The sequence below is a fragment of the Rhodanobacter sp. C05 genome, from assembly GCF_002001165.1.
In the GTDB taxonomy this organism is placed as follows: domain Bacteria; phylum Pseudomonadota; class Gammaproteobacteria; order Xanthomonadales; family Rhodanobacteraceae; genus Rhodanobacter.
The window spans coordinates 19,179-36,809 of sequence record NZ_MUNQ01000012.1; the positions used below are offsets into that span (position 1 = coordinate 19,179).

Annotated in this window: 21 protein-coding genes; 10 read left to right on the forward strand and 11 right to left on the reverse strand. The window is 58.4% G+C overall.

Annotated elements, in window-relative coordinates; translation table 11 throughout:
- Nucleotides 1-408 precede the first annotated feature (408 nt).
- On the reverse strand, nt 409-1,086 hold the full coding sequence (locus tag B0E51_RS11380) for a thiol:disulfide interchange protein DsbA/DsbL (RefSeq protein WP_077445038.1): 678 nt from the start codon (nt 1,084-1,086) through the stop codon (nt 409-411).
- A gap of 196 nt (nt 1,087-1,282) precedes the next feature.
- Nucleotides 1,283-1,798 carry a DinB family protein gene (locus tag B0E51_RS11385; protein WP_077445039.1) on the reverse strand — a complete coding sequence of 172 codons (516 nt, stop codon included), beginning with the start codon at nt 1,796-1,798 and terminating at the stop codon, nt 1,283-1,285.
- A 114-nt stretch (nt 1,799-1,912) separates the two neighbouring features.
- On the opposite strand from B0E51_RS11385, the gene B0E51_RS11390 reads away from it, so the two are divergent.
- Nucleotides 1,913-2,602, forward strand: coding sequence for a TetR/AcrR family transcriptional regulator (locus tag B0E51_RS11390; protein WP_077445040.1), 690 nt, complete (start codon nt 1,913-1,915; stop codon nt 2,600-2,602).
- Nucleotides 2,603-2,659: 57 nt separating this feature from the next.
- Complete coding sequence (locus tag B0E51_RS11395; protein WP_077445041.1) at nt 2,660-3,415, forward strand: M90 family metallopeptidase; 756 nt, start codon at nt 2,660-2,662, stop codon at nt 3,413-3,415.
- A 208-nt stretch (nt 3,416-3,623) separates the two neighbouring features.
- Here the strand turns inward: B0E51_RS11395 and B0E51_RS11400 are convergent, their stop codons facing one another.
- The gene (locus B0E51_RS11400) at nt 3,624-3,845 is read right to left on the reverse strand and encodes a hypothetical protein (protein WP_077445254.1); all 222 of its coding nucleotides are present in this window, start codon (nt 3,843-3,845) and stop codon (nt 3,624-3,626) included.
- Between the two features lie 35 nt (nt 3,846-3,880).
- Nucleotides 3,881-4,348 (reverse strand): hypothetical protein, encoded by a 468-nt coding sequence (locus tag B0E51_RS11405; RefSeq protein ID WP_077445042.1) that lies wholly within the window; start codon nt 4,346-4,348, stop codon nt 3,881-3,883.
- A gap of 553 nt (nt 4,349-4,901) precedes the next feature.
- Here B0E51_RS11405 and B0E51_RS11415 point away from each other — a divergent pair.
- On the forward strand, nt 4,902-5,891 hold the full coding sequence (locus tag B0E51_RS11415) for a hypothetical protein (protein ID WP_254424506.1): 990 nt from the start codon (nt 4,902-4,904) through the stop codon (nt 5,889-5,891).
- 54 nt (nt 5,892-5,945) lie between these two features.
- Here the strand turns inward: B0E51_RS11415 and B0E51_RS11420 are convergent, their stop codons facing one another.
- Both B0E51_RS11420 and B0E51_RS11425 read right to left on the reverse strand, forming a co-directional pair.
- On the reverse strand, nt 5,946-6,428 hold the full coding sequence (locus B0E51_RS11420; protein ID WP_143525893.1) for a DUF3455 domain-containing protein: 483 nt from the start codon (nt 6,426-6,428) through the stop codon (nt 5,946-5,948).
- 293 nt (nt 6,429-6,721) lie between these two features.
- The gene (locus B0E51_RS11425) at nt 6,722-6,976 is read right to left on the reverse strand and encodes a hypothetical protein (protein WP_077445045.1); all 255 of its coding nucleotides are present in this window, start codon (nt 6,974-6,976) and stop codon (nt 6,722-6,724) included.
- Between the two features lie 668 nt (nt 6,977-7,644).
- Here B0E51_RS11425 and B0E51_RS11430 point away from each other — a divergent pair.
- The 3 genes from B0E51_RS11430 (at nt 7,645) to B0E51_RS11440 (ending at nt 10,367) form a co-directional block, all read left to right on the forward strand.
- Nucleotides 7,645-8,001, forward strand: a complete 357-nt coding sequence (locus tag B0E51_RS11430; protein ID WP_077445046.1) for a metalloregulator ArsR/SmtB family transcription factor — start codon at nt 7,645-7,647, stop codon at nt 7,999-8,001.
- A 79-nt stretch (nt 8,002-8,080) separates the two neighbouring features.
- Nucleotides 8,081-8,578 (forward strand): SRPBCC family protein, encoded by a 498-nt coding sequence (locus B0E51_RS11435; RefSeq protein ID WP_077445047.1) that lies wholly within the window; start codon nt 8,081-8,083, stop codon nt 8,576-8,578.
- Between the two features lie 196 nt (nt 8,579-8,774).
- Complete coding sequence (locus tag B0E51_RS11440) at nt 8,775-10,367, forward strand: tetratricopeptide repeat protein (protein ID WP_168172630.1); 1,593 nt, start codon at nt 8,775-8,777, stop codon at nt 10,365-10,367.
- A 189-nt stretch (nt 10,368-10,556) separates the two neighbouring features.
- Here B0E51_RS11440 and B0E51_RS11445 read toward each other — a convergent pair whose 3' ends face one another.
- Nucleotides 10,557-11,351, reverse strand: coding sequence for a hypothetical protein (locus B0E51_RS11445; RefSeq protein ID WP_143525895.1), 795 nt, complete (start codon nt 11,349-11,351; stop codon nt 10,557-10,559).
- A 488-nt stretch (nt 11,352-11,839) separates the two neighbouring features.
- Nucleotides 11,840-12,331, reverse strand: a complete 492-nt coding sequence (locus B0E51_RS11450; RefSeq protein ID WP_143525896.1) for a hypothetical protein — start codon at nt 12,329-12,331, stop codon at nt 11,840-11,842.
- Between the two features lie 82 nt (nt 12,332-12,413).
- Here B0E51_RS11450 and B0E51_RS11455 point away from each other — a divergent pair, with 82 nt between their 5' ends.
- Together B0E51_RS11455 and B0E51_RS11460 are read left to right on the forward strand one after the other, a co-directional pair.
- Nucleotides 12,414-12,803, forward strand: coding sequence for a DUF6404 family protein (locus B0E51_RS11455; RefSeq protein ID WP_143525898.1), 390 nt, complete (start codon nt 12,414-12,416; stop codon nt 12,801-12,803).
- 155 nt (nt 12,804-12,958) lie between these two features.
- A complete protein-coding gene (locus B0E51_RS11460) occupies nt 12,959-13,603 on the forward strand; it encodes a glutathione S-transferase family protein (RefSeq protein WP_077445052.1) in 645 nt (214 codons plus the stop codon).
- Between the two features lie 18 nt (nt 13,604-13,621).
- Here the strand turns inward: B0E51_RS11460 and B0E51_RS19760 are convergent, their stop codons facing one another.
- From B0E51_RS19760 to B0E51_RS11475, 3 genes are all read right to left on the reverse strand, one after another.
- Entirely contained in the window at nt 13,622-13,804 is a 183-nt protein-coding gene (locus tag B0E51_RS19760) for a hypothetical protein (RefSeq protein WP_077445256.1), read from the reverse strand.
- A 53-nt stretch (nt 13,805-13,857) separates the two neighbouring features.
- A complete protein-coding gene (locus B0E51_RS11470; protein WP_143525900.1) occupies nt 13,858-15,837 on the reverse strand; it encodes a patatin-like phospholipase family protein in 1,980 nt (659 codons plus the stop codon).
- Nucleotides 15,838-16,220: 383 nt separating this feature from the next.
- Nucleotides 16,221-16,457, reverse strand: a complete 237-nt coding sequence (locus B0E51_RS11475; RefSeq protein WP_077445054.1) for a hypothetical protein — start codon at nt 16,455-16,457, stop codon at nt 16,221-16,223.
- A 115-nt stretch (nt 16,458-16,572) separates the two neighbouring features.
- Here B0E51_RS11475 and B0E51_RS11480 point away from each other — a divergent pair, with 115 nt between their 5' ends.
- On the forward strand, nt 16,573-16,860 hold the full coding sequence (locus B0E51_RS11480) for a helix-turn-helix transcriptional regulator (protein ID WP_077445055.1): 288 nt from the start codon (nt 16,573-16,575) through the stop codon (nt 16,858-16,860).
- A 74-nt stretch (nt 16,861-16,934) separates the two neighbouring features.
- Nucleotides 16,935-17,576 carry a hypothetical protein gene (locus B0E51_RS11485; RefSeq protein ID WP_077445056.1) on the forward strand — a complete coding sequence of 214 codons (642 nt, stop codon included), beginning with the start codon at nt 16,935-16,937 and terminating at the stop codon, nt 17,574-17,576.
- Nucleotides 17,577-17,631: the final 55 nt, after the last annotated feature.

Consider the following 17,631-nt stretch of genomic DNA (forward strand, 5'->3'; position numbering starts at 1 on the left):
TTGACAACCTTCTTGACCGGTCAGTGCATGCGCCTGGACATCATCGGCTCACACAAGTGATTGAATGCCAGCCATCGGCACCTGCGTGCGGGCTTTGCAGTTCGGTTAAAGCAGGTCAGAGCCCCTTCTCGGCTGTCGCCAGCGCCCCGCTGGCCAGCGTCGACGATGCGCCTACCGACTGCTGCGCGATGAGGACAGGGCGCTATATCGCGCCAGGCTCGACGGACGTGACCGCGTGCTGGGACCGGAAGACGTGGCGACCGACGATCGCCTCACTTCGGCATAGGCAATCCCGTCAAAGCGCATCAAAGCGGACCAGAGTGATCTGGCCCGTTTTTTATTGGGCGTAAGTGAACCGAACCCCGTTTTGAATATCCGCGTATGGCGTGACCGCCCGGCGACCGTCGATCAGTGTCTGCCGCTTGATTTCTCATCCAGCTCGCGCTGCGCCAGCCACTTGGCCAGATCGGCAAGCTGCTGGAAGCTCGTCACGTTGTTACTGCGGTACTTGCCATCGACCACAATCGTGGGCGTGCTGTCTACGCCCCACTTCTTGATCAGTTCGAAATCGCTCTTGATCTGATTGGTCACCTGCGGCGAGTTGGCGATACGCAGAAACTGGTTCCGATCGACACCGTTGCGCGCATAAAAATCGGCGATCTCATCCATAGTGCTGATCGGATAGTGCTCCTGGAACTTCGCCTGGAAGAAAGCCAGATGCGTACGCTCGGCGACACCCATGATCTTGGCGGCGTAGAACGCGCGCGCAAAGGTGACCCAACCCTCGTTGAAGACAGCGGGAACCAGTTTGAATACCGCACCCGGTGGCAGCGACTCGGCGAGTTGATTGGCCAAGGGCGAGAATTCCGCGCAATGGATGCAGCCGTACGAAAACACTTCCACCACTTCGACCTTGCCGGTGGAGCTGTGACGCTGGTACGGCGCCGGCAGCGTCACATACTGATCGCCCTCGGTATAAGGCGCGGGAGCCGCGGCCTTTTTGGCGGCATTCGCCGCGCTGCACGTGCTGGCGATCAGCAAACCGCAAAGCACCAAGGCGATGCGACGTCGGGTAGTCATGAACATGTGATCGTTCCTGCGTAGTGACGGCTGTTCCGAACCGGCGATGATGGAAAAACAAACGTCTCACTCTGACCAAGTTACCTCCCAAACTGCGTCTGTAAAGGGGTCTGATCGCATTCACTTCCGAACTCGATACCCGTGGGAAGCTCGAATTCGCACACAGCCATCGATTGCGGTTGCCCATGAAACCGGGACCCGATCAACCCCGCGCGACAGTCCGCCCTCGGGCCGACGCCTCCGCCTCATGCAGATAGGTCGTGAAACCATCCTTCGCCGGTGCAACGGCATTGAGCAGCATGACGGCGCTGACCTGTCCGCGATGACCGGTGCCGTGGTTGATGACGTGCATGAGCATTTCCTCACGGGACATGCGACCCGGTGCGCCATCGGCAAACGCGAAATCGATCCGTTCCGCCAACTGGACACGATCGAGCGTCGATACATAATCGACATACTCCTGATCGCTTTTTCTGATGTCTGCAGACAAATCTTTCAGCGTCGGCATTTCGCTCAAATTGGCCGAGGTGTACGCGTGAGCCTCTCGCCTCATGTGCGCGGCGAAGATGCGGTCGACTACATAAGTGTGGCTGAGGGCCTTGATGGCTAGTCGGGTAATGGTAAGTCGCCGCACGGCCCCAAACCTGGCCAGCGTGGTCAGCAGCTCGTCGTTCGCCCAGGCTTTGTATCGGAACAGATACTGCAATGTGTCATGCATGTCGTGGCCTCCTGAGGGATTTGCGCGTTGTGCAAGGCATTGCCTTGTCTATCCAAGGCGAACAGAATATGAGCGATCATTCGCTTTTTAAACTCGCATTGGCGGCATGTGAAAATGGCGCGCAAACTGCTCACAAAACCCAGGAAAACCGCCTCTCAGGAGCGATCGCGCGCGACCGTCGATGCGCTGTTTGAAGCAACCGCTCGCATTCTCGTCAAGGAAGGCTTCGACAAGGCCAGCACCAACCGCATCGCGGAGGTGGCGGGGGTGAGCGTCGGCTCGCTCTACCAATATTTTCCCAGCAAGGAGGCGCTCGTTGCCGCCGTCATCAAGCGCCACCAGCACAAGATCATGCATACAGTCCGGGGCGAGTTGGCGGAGGTTTTGGCCCAGCCGGTGGAGAAGGCGATACGCAAGCTCGTCGCGGTCGCGGTCAAATCGCACCGTGTCGATCCCAGACTGCATCGTGTGCTCGCGGAGCAGATTCCGCGCGTGGGCGAGCTCGAGAAGCTGGAAACCTTCAATCGCGAAAACTACACCCTGTTCAGGACGTATCTCGAGAGCCACCGCGACGAACTCCGTGTCGATGATCTGGAGCTCGCATCATTTGTATGCGTGACCTCGATCGAGGCGTTGACGCACAACGCAGTGCTGCACTATTCCAAGACATTTTCGGACGAAACGATGGAAGCGCTCATCGACGAAGCCGCCTACCTCGTGACCGGATATCTGATGGGCTCGCGGAAAAACGAAGCAGGTTCGCTTTCTGACCAGCGCCATGCTGGCTTGCACTCTCCTTCTTGAGAAAGTGCACTTCGGCCCTGATGTTCCTGACCTTGCGACTCCCTCCAGCATGTGGCCATGTTCGACAAAATCAGAAACTGGCGCGTGCGGCGCACCGTCGCCCGGCACCCGATCGCCGAGCCGCTCTGGCGAGACGCACTTCAGCGCTGTCCCGCAGCACGTCGGCTGGGCGCTTCCGACCAGGCCGCACTGCGCGTGCTGGCAACACTGTTCCTGGACAGCAAGTCGCTGGAGCCGACTCAGGGGCTGCAGCTTGACGACGCCGACCGTGTCTTGCTCGCGGCACATGCCTGCCTGCCCATCCTGAAACTGGGCCTTGACTGGTACGACGGTTGGCACAGCATCATCGTGTACCCGGACGCGTTCGTTCCACGTCGTCCAAAAATCGACTCAGCGGGTGTGGTTCACCAGACCAGCACCGTGATGGCCGGTGAGGCATGGGGGCGTGGGCCGGTGATCCTGTCGTGGGCTGAGGTGCTGAATGGCGGGAAGAAGCCGGGGCACAACGTGGTCATCCACGAAATGGCACACAAGCTCGACATGCTCAACGGGGACGCCAACGGCTTTCCGCCCTTGCATCGGCGCATGGATCGCCGCGTGTGGTCGAATGTCTTCTCGAGTGCGTGGGATCACCTGCAGGAAGAGCAACGCAACGGGGCCGAGTTGCCGATCGACCCGTATGCTCTTGAAAACCCGGCCGAGTTCTTTGCGGTGGCCAGTGAGCAATTCTTCGAGGCGCCGGCAACCTTGCGCCAGCACTTGCCGGACGTCTATCGGCAGCTCGAGCAATTTTATCGGCAGCACCCGTTCTGAGCGCCCAGTATTCAAGAACGGGCCTCGCAGCCCCAACAGGGTCACGGGCAATTGATTCGATTCAATTCCCTTCGTCATCCATAGCCCATGTCCACGTCTTCATGGCGGACAAGCCACGCCGAAGTCGTCGAGCGCCATTGCCAAGACCACGCCCACTCGTCTCTGCGAGAACAATGAACCTGGGCCTCATCCCTTCTCGCAAGCAGGCTCAGTTACCGACCAGTTCATCGTAGGGCGGCAAGTTGAGCACGGTTCTGGCAGCGTGTTCGTAGGCTCGCTCCAGATCTTCTGCGGCCTCCATGCGGTCCTCAAGCAGCTGGTGTTCCTCTGGTTCCGCCTCGCCGCTGATCACGGCTTCACGCAACGCGCGGATCTCGGCCGCGATGGCCTGGATGGCTATGATCAGTGTCTGGTTGCTTATCTCAGGCACGAGCGCCCTCCTGACAGGAATTGAGTCGCGTGCATTCAGACCTTCGCCAGTCTGCATTGCTGCACGACTGCCGCCCGCGCCATGTTGTCGAGCGCACCCTTGAATGCTGCGACTGTCATCCGCGTACGTGGCTCGAGCTGATAGTGATAACCCTTGAGACCGGGGTTGGACGGGCAAGACTTCTGTTTGCCATCCTTGCGGATAAATATTTCGTCCGAATATTCAGTACCGTTTGGTATCCAGAATTCCTTGGTGGGGAACCAGCCCGACACATCGTGGAGTGAAGTGCCTCCGCCAGCCTCTACCTCCGGTCCGTTCGCGCCGCCGATCACGATATTCACATCGGCCTTGCTGATAACGTCCCGATTCAGCTTCTTGCTGAAATACGTAGTCGCTTCCCAGCGCGGATCGAGTACACCGTCGCCGGGATAGACGCCGACCTTGATGCTCTTGAAATTTTTGTCCATGACTGAACGGTAGAGATCCGTATCCGTGGTGGCCATGATGGCCCTCCTGAATCCTGTGTCCGGGCAGGTTACTTGCGGCGAGGAGACGAGGCAAGGTGACCTGCCCGAAAACGGAAAAACAAAAAGGTGCTACCTGATGTCCTGCTATCGCTACGTCGAGCTCAACCCGGCCCGCGCTGGCATGATCACTCCACGCCAGGACTATCTCAACTTGGATCCGATCCCCTCGTGCGCCAAACCGCCTATCGCGAATTGAACCGCAAGCGCCTGGACAACCACAGCTCGCCGCCTTGCGCCAGCACACCCAGCAACAATGCGCCTGAGGCAGCGACCGCTCTTCCGCCAGCAGATCGAAGTACCAACCCAGCGAGCCGCCGGCGTCAGACCTCGCGGACACCCAAGAAAACCCACCAACGCTTTGGGATAATGAACCTGACCCCCTTTTGCTTGTCTATCGGGGTTGGCCGCAACACGCGCTGACGGTATGCGCAGGTTTCGTGTAGGTAGTTGGCTTGAATAAGGCAGTGTCATCGAACGTTCCGGGAAGGTCCGACATCGACAGGAGGGGGATCGTGTACGCGGTCTGGCCTTGCTCGACAGCGAAACGCGCGAGACCCTGGGTCGCAGGCGCTGGCGACAGCCACCGCTGACGCGCCCGGCGCTGGCACTCGCGCTGGCTTCGGTCCTGGTACTGCACGCGCTGTTCGCGCTGGCGCTGTGGTACGAGATGCAGCTCAAGCTGCCGCAGCAGGCGGTGGCACATACCGATATCGATCAGGTGCTGACCGTGCGTCTGATCGATCATTCCAGCAAGCCGCGCGCCGCACAGCCGCCTGAGCCACCCACACCGCCCAAGCTGGTGCCGCCGCCGCAGGTGGTGACCTCACGCGTTCGCCCCGTGACGCACGAGAAGTCACCTCGTGACGCGATGGTCATGCAGGATCATGAAGCGACACCTGCGCCGGCGGCCTCCACGTCGTCCGCCATCAGTTTCCCGGTACGGCTGCCGCCCACGACGGAGACCTATGCGACAACAAGCACCAAGGCCAAACCGGCCAAGTCCGCGGATGATCGTCAGATCATGCAACACGACAGCAACCGGATGCAGTACAAGGCCACCCGCTTCGAAAAATATTTCCCGCCGCCGAACGAGACTGCCGGCGGTGCGGTGGGTCGCCATATAGGCGATGCGCTCAAGGCGATGGCCAAAAGCATGTGCGATCCCACCAAGAGCAGTACAGCTTCCAACTTGCTGTGCGACGCGCCTCCCCTGCCGCCTTCACCCAAGGACCGCGACGAGCGCCTCAACCTGCCACCGCCGGCGCTCGCCGACGATCCGAATCCGCCCACGCCGCCGCCACTGACGAGCTGTATCGCCGAGTACAAGGCAGACAAGCCACTGTCGGACGGCTGCCCGATCAACACGCCCGATCTGGCCTTCAAGGCCGAGATGCGTGAATGCATCGATCTGTTCCGTGCAGGCAAGCGCCTCAAGACATGGTGCCCGCTCGATACACCCAAGCGCGCAGCGGCCGAGTCGTCGATGCCAGCGGCTTCCTCAAGTGCGGGTTTGCACTGAGCACCGTCGAAACCTGACCCGGTTACGTGGGAACCGGGTGCACCTGCACAAGACTCAGCCCCGGAAAAACAGGTACATCGCGCTGTACGGCACGCGCACTTCACTGCCCGCGTGGCCCGCATCGCAACCCGACGTCGGCGCCATGCCGCCCTCGGTGCGTTCGCGCACGATGTATTGCACCGTTGCCATGGCGCCGCTGCCGGTATGCGATTTGGCGTGCAGCACCAGCCAGGGGATGGCGCCGGCATCGGGCGAAGGCGAGGCATTCAAGGGCTCGCCCACCACCGTGCTGCCATCGTTCGCCTGCCAGCTCGGCCCGGCGAAATGTTTGCCGATCGCCTTCCCACTGGCATCCGCGAGTGTGGCATCCGGTGCCTTCAATAACCACGCATAGGTTCCGCCGGAAGCCTTGCAGGCATAGATCTGCACGCCCTTGCCGAACGCTTCGATGGCGGCGACCTTCGGCGCCTCCTGGGCATGCACGGCGCCCGCAAGCGTCGCAACCATCAAGGCACAGCACTTCAATGATTTCCGCATGACACGTCTCCCGAGAACCTTGAATTTTCCACCATGCCCGCAGGCACTGCGCCATGCCAAAGCATGCCCAGGCATTCATTGAAACACCAACACGAGCTTTTCTTTCGAAACAAGCAACAGGTATCAGGGACGAATGGCACTTACTTAAGCGCCGTCATTCCCGCGAAAGCGGGAATCCAGTGACTTCAGCCGTTTCAGGTCATGCAAGGCACTGGATCCCCGCTTTCGCGGGGATGACGAAAAGTGAGGTTTCGCACTTAAGCAAGTGCCATTCGGGTCAACGCCCATTCCGCCTATTTTCCAGCCGCCTCGATCTCCGCCGCCTTCTGCGCGAGTTCCTTGATCCTGAGCACACGCAACTGTTCGGACTTCTTGAGTCCTTCGCGCGCCTCCTTGATCACTTCATGGGCCAGATTCTGGCTGGTGTGATGCCGCTTCGCGTCGATGGCGGCATCCAGCCGTTGCTGGGCTGCCTTGATCGCCTTGTCGACGCGGTAGAGGGGAGCATGCGGGTTCGTGGTCAGCGGTGGGTCGTAGCTTTTCGTCATGGTGTTTCTTCGTGATCAGGACGGCACGATAGCCCGGTTGACCCCGCTCCGCTCATGTATCGTCGTTACCTGTTTGAATCAAAGCGGGTAAGGTAATCATCCCGAATTAATCACCTCCATCCCCTTATTCATCACTGGCAGCTTGCACGCACGCCCTATCTGGCCGGCGCGACCTTCACGGCTGCCGACATTTCGGTGACCTACGCGTTGGAGCTCGCCCAACGAGCTGGCGGCGTCACCCTCGGCGAAGCAGAGCAGTCCTATATGGCCCGCACCAGCGCACGCGAAGGCTACAAGCGCGCCATGGAAACCTGTAAGTCCAGGAAGGCATGGCTCGCTGAGGCGCCCGTTCCATAACCGCTCGATCAAAGCAGGTCGGAATCACTTCCGGCACACCCGCCATCGCCCCTCATCACGTCAGCCGCTGCGAACCACGTCTGCAAGGGGTTCTGACCTGGTCAGCTTTGCACTGAGCACGGTCGAAACCTGACCCGGTTGGCTCTTCTCGTTCTTGTTCAGAGCCTCTGTTCTTCGACCTGATCGAAGACGTCCCGCAAAACAAGGGGGTCTGAGGTGGCCCGGCTTTTTCGGACCCCTTTTTCGCAAAGGTCTTGACCGGCCTGTTCCCGGCTTTATATATTACCTATAAGTTATGGAACTAGACGGCTATGCAAACCTCGGAACGTCTCAACCTCACCTTCGCCGCTCTGGCCGACCCCACCCGCCGCGCCATCCTGGCGCGGCTGGCCACGGGAGAGGCCACGGTGACGGAACTCGCCGAGCCGTTCGAGATGAGCCAGCCAGCCATCTCCAAACATCTGAAAGTGCTTGAGCGCGCCGGCCTCATCTCGATGGACGTCGATGCGCAACGGCGTCCACGCAAACTGGAACCGAAACGATTGCAAGAGGCCGTGGATTGGATCGAACGTTACCGCGAGATCTTTGAACAGAGCTACCAGCGCCTCGATGCGTTGATCGAGCAACTCCAGGCCAAACCGTCCGGGCGCAAACGAGCAAAAAAATAGCGCGCACATATCGGTGCGCTGTTCGCCCGTTCATCCTCATGGCGGCGCGCCATCACGACGAAACACCAAGGAGAAGACCATGCCCAAGCCCGCAGAAGTGACACTTCCCAGTGATCGCGAAGTCCGCGTCACGCGTACCTTCAACGCACCCCGCCAATTGGTGTGGGATGCGCATACCTGCCCCGAACTCGTGCGGAAATGGCAGGGTTATGACGGCTGGGATATGCCGGTGTGCGACATGGATGTCCGCGTCGGCGGCAAATACAGATGGCAGTGGAGAAACCGCGAAGACGGCAAGGGATTCGGCTTCCTCGGCACTTTCACCGAAGTCAACGGCCCGTCGAAGCTGGTCCACGAACAATACTACGACCCGGGCGATATGGACTTCGCCATGCCAGCGGGCGATCCATGCATCGTGTCACTCGAACTCAGCGAGCAGAACGGCGTCACTACGCTCGTCTGCAATCTGACGTTCGCTTCGAAGCAAGCGCGTGAAGACGCGGTCTCCACCGGCATGACCGACGGCATGGAGCACAGCTACACCCGCCTCGACGACATGTTCAAAGCTGCAGAGTGAAGGAGAAGACACACGACAAAGGGGACGGAGTGGACTCCCGTTTTGGCTGACCCGCTTCGACTTTGAACGCGTCTGACTCAAGACAGGCCAATTGGCGAGATGCTATCGTTTCTGCGAAAAGGGGTAAGGGAGTTCGACTCAGACCGCGACGCGGTGCATCGTGGTGCATTTATGCATGTCAGGACCGGGGGAGAATATGGACGATTCAAATCCGCGCGACGCCGACACAGTCGGCGAGAGCCGTTCGTTCAATCGGCGACAACAAATACTTGGCTTGATCCTCGCAGTACTGGCTGTGGCGTATGGCGCGCATGCTTTCGTGGGCTGGCATAACGCCAAGGCCGAAAGAAAAGCCAGCGATGACTACTCAACGTTCGTAGCTGCTGTGGCCAAGGCCGACGCCATTGCCGATCCATTGCAACGCTGCCTTGGCTCCCCCGATTTGCCCGACAGCCATTGGAATGAAGAAACGACTCGCGCTTACTGCGGACTTCGCAATCACAGAACCATCCAGCTGTCGGATATCGAGGCATTGCTGAAACAAGGGAAGGCTGACGAGGTGGATCGTGTGTTTCGGAGCTATCTGGATACGCAGCGCAGCGATCCCAAACAGCCGGGCTTGTTGGACATTGCTTTCGTAAACGCCGGTTTCGACGATGCTAGCGATAGTACGCGTCGAGTCATCGACATGTGGAAACAACAGTCGCCCAATAGCGCATTCGCATTCGCGTCAAGCGGCGTGCAATACGTCGATGCCGCACAGCAAGCACGAGGCGGTGGCTGGAGTAGAGATCTCTACGATCAGCAAGTGGATGGCATGACCCAGCAACTTGCGTTGGCGATTAAGGATCTCGACCGTGCGGTATCGCTCGATCCTTCCATTACGGCTGTTTATTCCTCCATGATCCATGCTGGTGGTATGGAGGGTGATGATGAATACATGTACAAGTCCGCCGAGTTCGGCTTGAGGGCCGACCCATCTAATTTTGGCATTCGCTTGGAGATGATGAATCACGCGCAGCCAAAGTGGGGCAACAATTTCGGTGGCGTCGATGCGCAAAGTGCAGAAGACCTTTCGCTGGCGATTAAAAACCCGCTGTTGCGGATGGTGGCGCAAGACCCTGCTGTCGATCGGGCCACCTGTGATTGCAACGGCTCGCAAGCGCAAACCAATCGACTCGTTATGCAAGCTGCCGACAAGAATCTGAATGCAGATAACTTGATCGATCTTGCCGACGCGGTCTATGACACGAATCGACGTCTGGCCGTTGAGCTCTACAGCGAAGCGATTCGTTTCGATCCCGCCCAAGTTGACGCGTTGCGGTGGCGCTCGCAAGAGATGATCGCGCTCGGCGACAAGTCAGGCGCTATAGCCGCCTTTGTCGCGGTGTCGCAACGCTTTCCGGCGGACAATGCCATGACTACCCAGCTTGGCAACATCTATGCCCAGGCTGGCGACGTGAGGCAGGCCGAAACAACGCTGCTCGCTGCACTTCAGCGCGATCCCGATAACTACCACGCGATGGGTATACTGGGTGATCTCTACAATCATGCCGGACATCAGCCCCAAAAGGCCGAGGCGCTGGCAGACGCCATGATCAACAAATACCCGGACAAAGCGGATGGCTATATCGTGCGCTCCTGCGACCAGATGGATCACAATCTTCCGGGCGTTTACAACACCATTCACTACTTCATCGATCGCTTCGGCGACGATCCGCAATGGAAAACGCAGACGGCCGCGATGCGTGCTTACCTGGTCAAGCATCCGGAAAAAGTCGGAACATGAAGAAGCTAACCGCAACCGGACAGGGTCAGGTTCACTTAGCCATGGCCGGCAACCGAATCCCATCCGATTCCGCAACCAAGCCGCGCCCGCAAGTGAATCTGGCCCTGTTGGCTTGGTCGACTGGATTCGCTCAACATGGGGTCGGTCATCCCGTTCGATGCCAAGAATCCCTGACAAGGCCTGGGCATTTCAGGAAGGCGGAAGAGAACGAAGGTGAGCTCGCACGAGCGCCGCAGCATCCGTCACGTTCAATCCACTGAAATCCTCCTGGGTCGCCAGCAACGTGAGCAGGGTGAACAGGTTGCCTGCGTTGTTCAACCAGCGCACGCCCGCCTCGTGATCCTCCGGCATGGGCATGCCTGTGGGCGGCCGCTCGCATTCGACTCTCAGATTGATCCAGACAAACGCTTGTGATTTGGCGGCGAGATGTGTGTCGAGAGCGCGGTTTCCGGTGATGCGCGGCGTGCGCTTCGGTGAATTGTAGGGAACGCGCTGCGGCTGGAAGCCCACGAACTGTCGCCCTTCGTGCCTGGCTCGACTCACCAGGTTTCTGGTGAGGGCCAGCATGCAGCCCTCGATGCCGAGCACGGATTCCTCCATGCCGTTTTCCGGCTTGGTCAACACGATGAAGTTCCAGCCGGCGCCCTGGGCGAAGAGGCTTCGCAGCAGACTCTTGTAGGTTTGCGTTCCGCCCATGCCACCCATGATCAGAAACGTGATGTTGTCCTGCGTGGCAAGCCTGCTGATGGCGTCGCTGGCATGTCCGAGACCCTGCTCGATCATGCTGCTGTTGACGTGGTTGAAATAGGCCCAGTGGCCACCGGAACCTGTCCTCTGGATCGCCACGATGACCGTGCAGCCGGTTTGTCCCCAGGTGGATAAATAGCCCGACGGAGCCTCTCCGCCGTAATCCATGTCGACGATCCGCAGGCTCTCCGCCGCCACGCTCACCTGGCCGTGCCGGTTGCCATCGATAAGGCTCAACCAGGTATCGACGTCCGACGGACCGAGCTGCAGTTCGGTGACTTTTCTCGACTCGTCCGGGGTGTCCAGGAGATAGCTGCACATGGCGAGGTTTCCGTACGCGTTGGAGAACGGGATACGGCACGAGCAACGGTGCCGCCACGGCGAAAAAGTGTACTCCGTACCTGCGATCTGCAGCCCGACAGGGCCGTACGCGAGACAAAACCCTCACGGATGAGGTTCACTCGTCTCAACGGTGAGTCGCATCGGCTCATGCGTGAGGTTCGAGGAAAAGGTATCAGGGATGAATGACACTTACTTAAGGACTTAAGCGCTGTCATCCCCGCGAAAGCGGGGATCCAGTGTCTTGTGTGACCTGAAACGGCCAAAGTCACTGGATTCCCGCTCGACCAGCTTCGCTGTTGAGAAGCTCCTTGCGGGAATGACGAAAAGTTAGGTTTCGCGCTTAAGTAAGTGTCATTCATCCCTGCCACTTTTTTCACACTTTCCTAAAAACCGTGCTCGTCTGTAAGTCCCTCCTGGCCTGCCCAGAACACTTCGACTGCATCGATATTCGTGAGCCCCCACCAGAAACTGCCCAGCCGCAGCCACCCGCTGCGGATGCGATGGATACTGTCGTCATAGACGCGCATGCGCACGATCAACTGGTTTCTGCTGGTGGTCAACGTGACCATGATGGGCGGATAAGGAGGGAAAGGCATGACGCTGTAATCGAGTACCTTCAGCCCGTTGTTTTCAGCCCAACGGTTGACCATGGTGCGGGTTCGATAGAACCACCAGGTGGTGTAGGCGATGATGCCAGCGATCATTACGATCATGATCATCACGTTTTCCCCTTGATACGTGGTCTTCACTGCGATGACCATCCGGCATGTCATCCAAGATAACGCAATTCGGCGCTTCGTTAGCTCGCTCTGGCCACATACCAGTCGTGAATTAGCTGAGTACGTCGGAATGGAATAGGTTCGCAGCTGCGACATGGCAGCTCGTTTCTCGGCCGTGAATCATTACGCTAGACTGCCGTGCATGAGGGCCGGACTGTCCGTCCAGACATGGATACGCATGAACCAGCAAGAGCGTGTCGATCTGTACAGGGAGTACATGGCTTCCAGGGGTATCGCTCCAAAAACATCGGTGCCGCCCATGTGGGATTTTCTGTGGCGTCTGGGGCTCGAAATTCCGCCGCCGCCGTTTATCAACCCGGCCGTGTTGGCCTTGGTTTTTATCCCACTTGGCGCGCTCCTCCCGCCCGTTCTGGGGGTGCTTTTCTTCCTGCTCAACGCTGGCCACAGGTTCTATTGGCTGCCATGGCATTTGATGGAGGCGATGATGGTCGGATCAGCCTTGTTGTTGGGGCTAGGGACGCCCGTGTACTACCGTCAACTGGCTCGTCGCTGCGGCCTGGGCTCGTGGTCGACATTTATTGGACACAGGCAGCGTCCGCTGCCTTGAAGGGCTGCGGACTGCTTTATGCCAACAGATCCCGATAAGCGAACCTGATCCCGTTCCTGCAGCACGGATTCCGCCAGCGATGTCGATTTTCGATGTGCCCGTTCGTCTTTCCGATGTAGGGCCGACAAGGCCGAATCCAAAAAAGGGCTGCGAAGATGATCACCGTCTTTGGCGAAGGAAGAGGCTTCCGGGTCGTCTGGCTGCTGGAAGAGATGGGGCTTGCGTACCGGCTGCGGCCGGTGGATCTGCTGGCCGGCGTCGAGAACGACGCGGAGTTCCTGGCCATCAACCCGGCCGGTTTCATTCCGGCGATCCAGGACGGCGACGTCACCATGGTCGAGTCCATTGCGATCATGGAGTACCTGATGACTCGCTACGGGCCGACGTCGCTCGCGCCCGACCCGCACGATCCTGCCTTCCCCGCCTACCAGCAGTTCCTCCACCTCGGCGAAGCCGGCCTTGCAGCCTCGATCTACTTCGTCGTCGGCGCCCGAAATTTTGCGCCGGAGTCCGAGCGGCAGAACTGGAGCGCCGACCAGGCGCTAAGCGTTTTCGAAAGCCGGCTGACGCTGGTGACGCGGCAGCTTGCACGCACGCCCTATCTTGCCGGCGCGACCTTCACGGCTGCCGACATTTCGGTGACCTACGCGTTGGAGCTCGCCCAACGAGCTGGCGGCGTCACCCTCGGCGAAGCAGAGCGGTCCTATATGGCCCGCACCAGCGCGCGCGAAGGCTACAAGCGCGCCATGGAAACCTGTCCGTCCAGGAAGGCATGGCTCGCTGAGGCACTCGTTCAATAACCGCCCGATCAAAGCAGATCAGAGCCTCTGTTCTTCGACCTGATCGAAGACGTCCCGCACGGCAAGAGCCGTGTTGAAGATGGCCTCCCCCAGCGTCGACACGCTCTGGGGATGCAAGGCATCCGCACTGCAGATCGTGACCATGTCTCCATTGGCAGTGATCGTCCGGAGCAGACTGTTGAGCTGGTCGATCTGGTCGATGGTGACTCCGAAAACAAGGCGATCGTGCGTCGCACCTCCGCACGCCCTAGAAGCTACGCCGCCTTCATGACGCCTCGAACGCATGTTGAACCCACGGCTCGCGGGTTGACTTGCGGACGGTTCATTTCCTTCTTCGAGAATGCTCGCAGCCTCGGCTGCAATCTCTCCTCTGGAATCGTGAACTGTGATGTATTTGGATCCCATTTAACCAGTCGACCAGCTTCGCGGCCGAGTTCACGAAACGCCCAGAACTGGTACGTCGTTGCGTGCGTCGTTAGTCCTACCGTTGTCATCTGCGGAAAGAGCATCCACTTATCAACATCGTTGTGATTGCAAGCGTTCTCGCCGTAGTAGATCGTCAGAAAGCAGGACCTGTCGTCATTTGCCGTCTCGCAATCTTGGTGGTTAAGAGAGTCTCGATAGGCGTTCTCATCCCAACCAAGTTTAATGTAGACCAAGTGCACGGTGTTCCGCAGTCGATCCTCGGCATTCTCCGATGTCGTTGGTTCATCGCGCGTCGGGTAGATCTCACCGACCATCACAGGATTCAGCCAAGCGGAAGTGTTGTATCCATTTCTAAAGTTGTGATGGGCCTCTTTGTCACAAGTGTCCTGCAGAGACTCCAAGTGATCTATTTCCAGCTTCCACCCCATGGCATTGAGCGCTGCCCAGTTTCTACAAAGCGCCGTCAGCTGCCCTTGAACATCCTCCTCGCCGTCCACAACGATGATATTTGGAACGCCGCGCCGGACCAGACTATAGAGTCCGAGGTTTTCCTCACCACCACCATCACTTAGGTGGTACTTCCGCCCGTGCGATCGCTGCTTTAAGCCTGGTGTTGTTACATCCTCGCCCCAGTCAAGGTCGCCCAAGGTTAGCCATTTCCCAAGCGTGGCACCGATATTCAGCCCAGAGAACACCGTCGCGTTTTGCGGATCGAGGAATGCTCCCGACAGTTTAGTAGCCTTGATCAAATCGACACCTGGCAAGTGCCCCGTAGCGTAGTTGGCCTCACCGCTGCCGTATGCGTAGGGTGTTATTTCGAAGACATGACTAAAGTTTGGGTCAGTGGCCGTTTGGCCGGAATTTGTATTGATGATCCAAAACGGCACGGTTGCGTCAGCCCTAGTGAACACCTCAAGGTCGTCGAACGAATTTAGCCTCGGCCCAGGTCGCGGGCTCCAATCAATGGGTACCGATTCTAGGGCTCGTGCCTTGGCATAGGCAGCTCGGTCGGTGGGATATTGACGCGGTTCAGGTGCTTCCCACCACACCCGTTTTATGCCTTCCTCGTACCACCCGCCAGATGCATTCTTGCCCTGAAGCTCTGCCTTAATCATTTTCTCGATGTAATTCGCGGTGAACATCGTGTAGTCGGGTTGGCGATCACCCGTAATGGTCAGCGGCCTACCCGACATTAGGTTCGGCCAACGCGCGAGATACGCCTGCCAGAGGTAGGGATCATCAGGTCTTTCGTAGTGAACAGTGTTGTATTTGTCGCAGGTATTCTTTAGTCGGCGCTGTGATCGGTTCGCACCGCCAGGATCATTCGCCCCTTGTGAGACTGCCGCTCGATAGATTAGCCATTTGGTCTTGTCTACCTCTCCCTGATTTCCGGGATTTGGCGCGAGCCAAGCTGGAAAGCAGTCCGCAAAAATTGTGTGGTAGTCCCAGCCTTGTTGGCTTGCTACGTATCGTTTCGAGTAATACCAGAGCGCGGTGTATCCACCGCCCGACACAGACGAAATGGCATCTAGATGATTAACAGTCCCGCTATCGTTCAGTCCTGCAAGGACGCCGAGGGCGAAGTAAGCGGCCCGTGTACCACCACCGGAGAGTGCGATGCCTAGCTTAGGCCCTTCCCGAGCGTCCGAACGCTCTTGCTGATAACCCAAGGCCAATTGCTCCAGCGTCGAGTCTTGGCGCAACTGCGGAGGTTTAAAGGGCCTTGGGTCGGTGCCCGCCGCGCTGGTATTTGGCGAGGGGCCAAGCAGAGCTACAAACAGCAATAGCATAACCGTCGAGTATCGCACGATGAATTCCCCCTGATAAATTCACGACGAATGGCCACAAATGGAACCACCAGCCTGTGCATTTCGGAACTTCACCCTGACTTCGGTCGTGACCCTACACCCACCTGCGGCGATGATTCAATCTAATTGAGTCAAATTTTGAAACGAACGAGGTCAGGCTGGACTATCCCCGTTTTGCCAGCGGCTACATAGCAGTTTGGACTATCGCTCGCCCGAAGTGTTTGAGAGCATGGCGCGGGTGACCAATTAGTCCACTCCGTCCCCTTATTCGGACTTCCTGTTGTAGGGCCGATAAAGCCGAACCACAGGAGGATGACTAACAATGAGCACTAGTCTTTGGCGAAGGAAGAGGCTTTCGGGTCAGCGTGAGGTAGCCAACCCAGTTAGCCAGAGGCCCGTTCCTGTTCGAGCCTCTGCTCGTTGACCTGATCGAGAATATTCCGCACGGCAAGCGCCGAGTCGAGGATAGCCTCCCCCAGCGTCGATACGCTCTGGGGCTGCAAGTTCTCCGTATCGCAGAACGTCATTGCGTCACCATTGGCCGTGATCGTCCGGAGCAGAGTGCTTAGCTGGTCGATCTGATCGATGGTGACTCCGAACACAAGGCGATCGTGTGTCATGGCATCCCTCCTCCGGCGATCTAGCGGACATGGCCGTCCGCCCGACAATAATATCCGTTTTTCAGATATTTGAAAAGCAGATATAGCGTCATGCCGGTTTCCACGGAAAGTCGTCATGCCCGCCAAGTCCATACACAAAAGCGAGTACTTGGTGCTGCTGAGCCGCCTGCGCGCACTTCGCATAGCGGCCGGCCTGACCCAAGTCGATCTGAGTGCGGCATTGCAGCGTCCTCAGTCCTATGTCAGCGACGTCGAACGTGGTTCGCGTCGGATGGACCTGCTTCAGTTGCGGGAGTTCTGCAATGCTTGTGGACAATCACTGACCGAATTCGTCGATGAATTCGAGCAAGAGTTGGGACAAGTAAAACCAATACGCAAACCGCCAAAGCGACCAGCCCGATAAGTGAACCTGAGGTGGTTCGGTTTTTTGGGCAAGCAAGTGAACCTTGCCAAAGTTTCAACAGGGAGGGCGCAGAAATGGAATCATCGGCACTCACGTTCGTAGCACTGAACGAGAAGATCGAGGCGTTGCCGCTGCATCCGTCCTTTCAGATCTCGCCATCCCGCAAGGCAAAGTGGGGCATCGCACTTGTCGCCATCGCAGGGGTGCTGGCACTCATACTCGGCAAGGCACTCCCGGCGAAACCCTGGGTATTGGCGCTGGTCATCGTGCTGCTGATCGTCGAAATCATGGGACTCGTCCTTGTCGCTATCGCAGAGCTGCCCGGCATGAAGCTCACACCCGCCGTCGATCGACGCGAATTCGCCGAGATCCTGGACTTCGACATGCCACATCACGACAGCCTGGTCGCCTGGCTGCGCACATTCCCACGCGAACGTCTTGAAGCAATGAGCGCCTTCGCCAGCCTCCGCACCCTGCGAATGCAAAGCAAGCTGCCCCTGCTGACTGGCAACTTGGACAAGCTGGGTGCCCTGCCCGTCTTCGCTGCTCTCATTATCCAGTTCAAAGATATGCATTGGCCGCCACAGCCGAGCTGGAGTGAAGTCATCCTGTTCGGTGCGCTGATGTTCGTCTATTGGCTAACCATGTTGCAGGTCGGGGCGCGGCTTCGGTTGGAGCTGTACGACCTGCTGTTGAAGAAAGCACTGACGGCATGACAAGGCTGCAATCGCGGTCGGAAAATAAGTGAACCTGACTCCAGTTTTTGGCCAG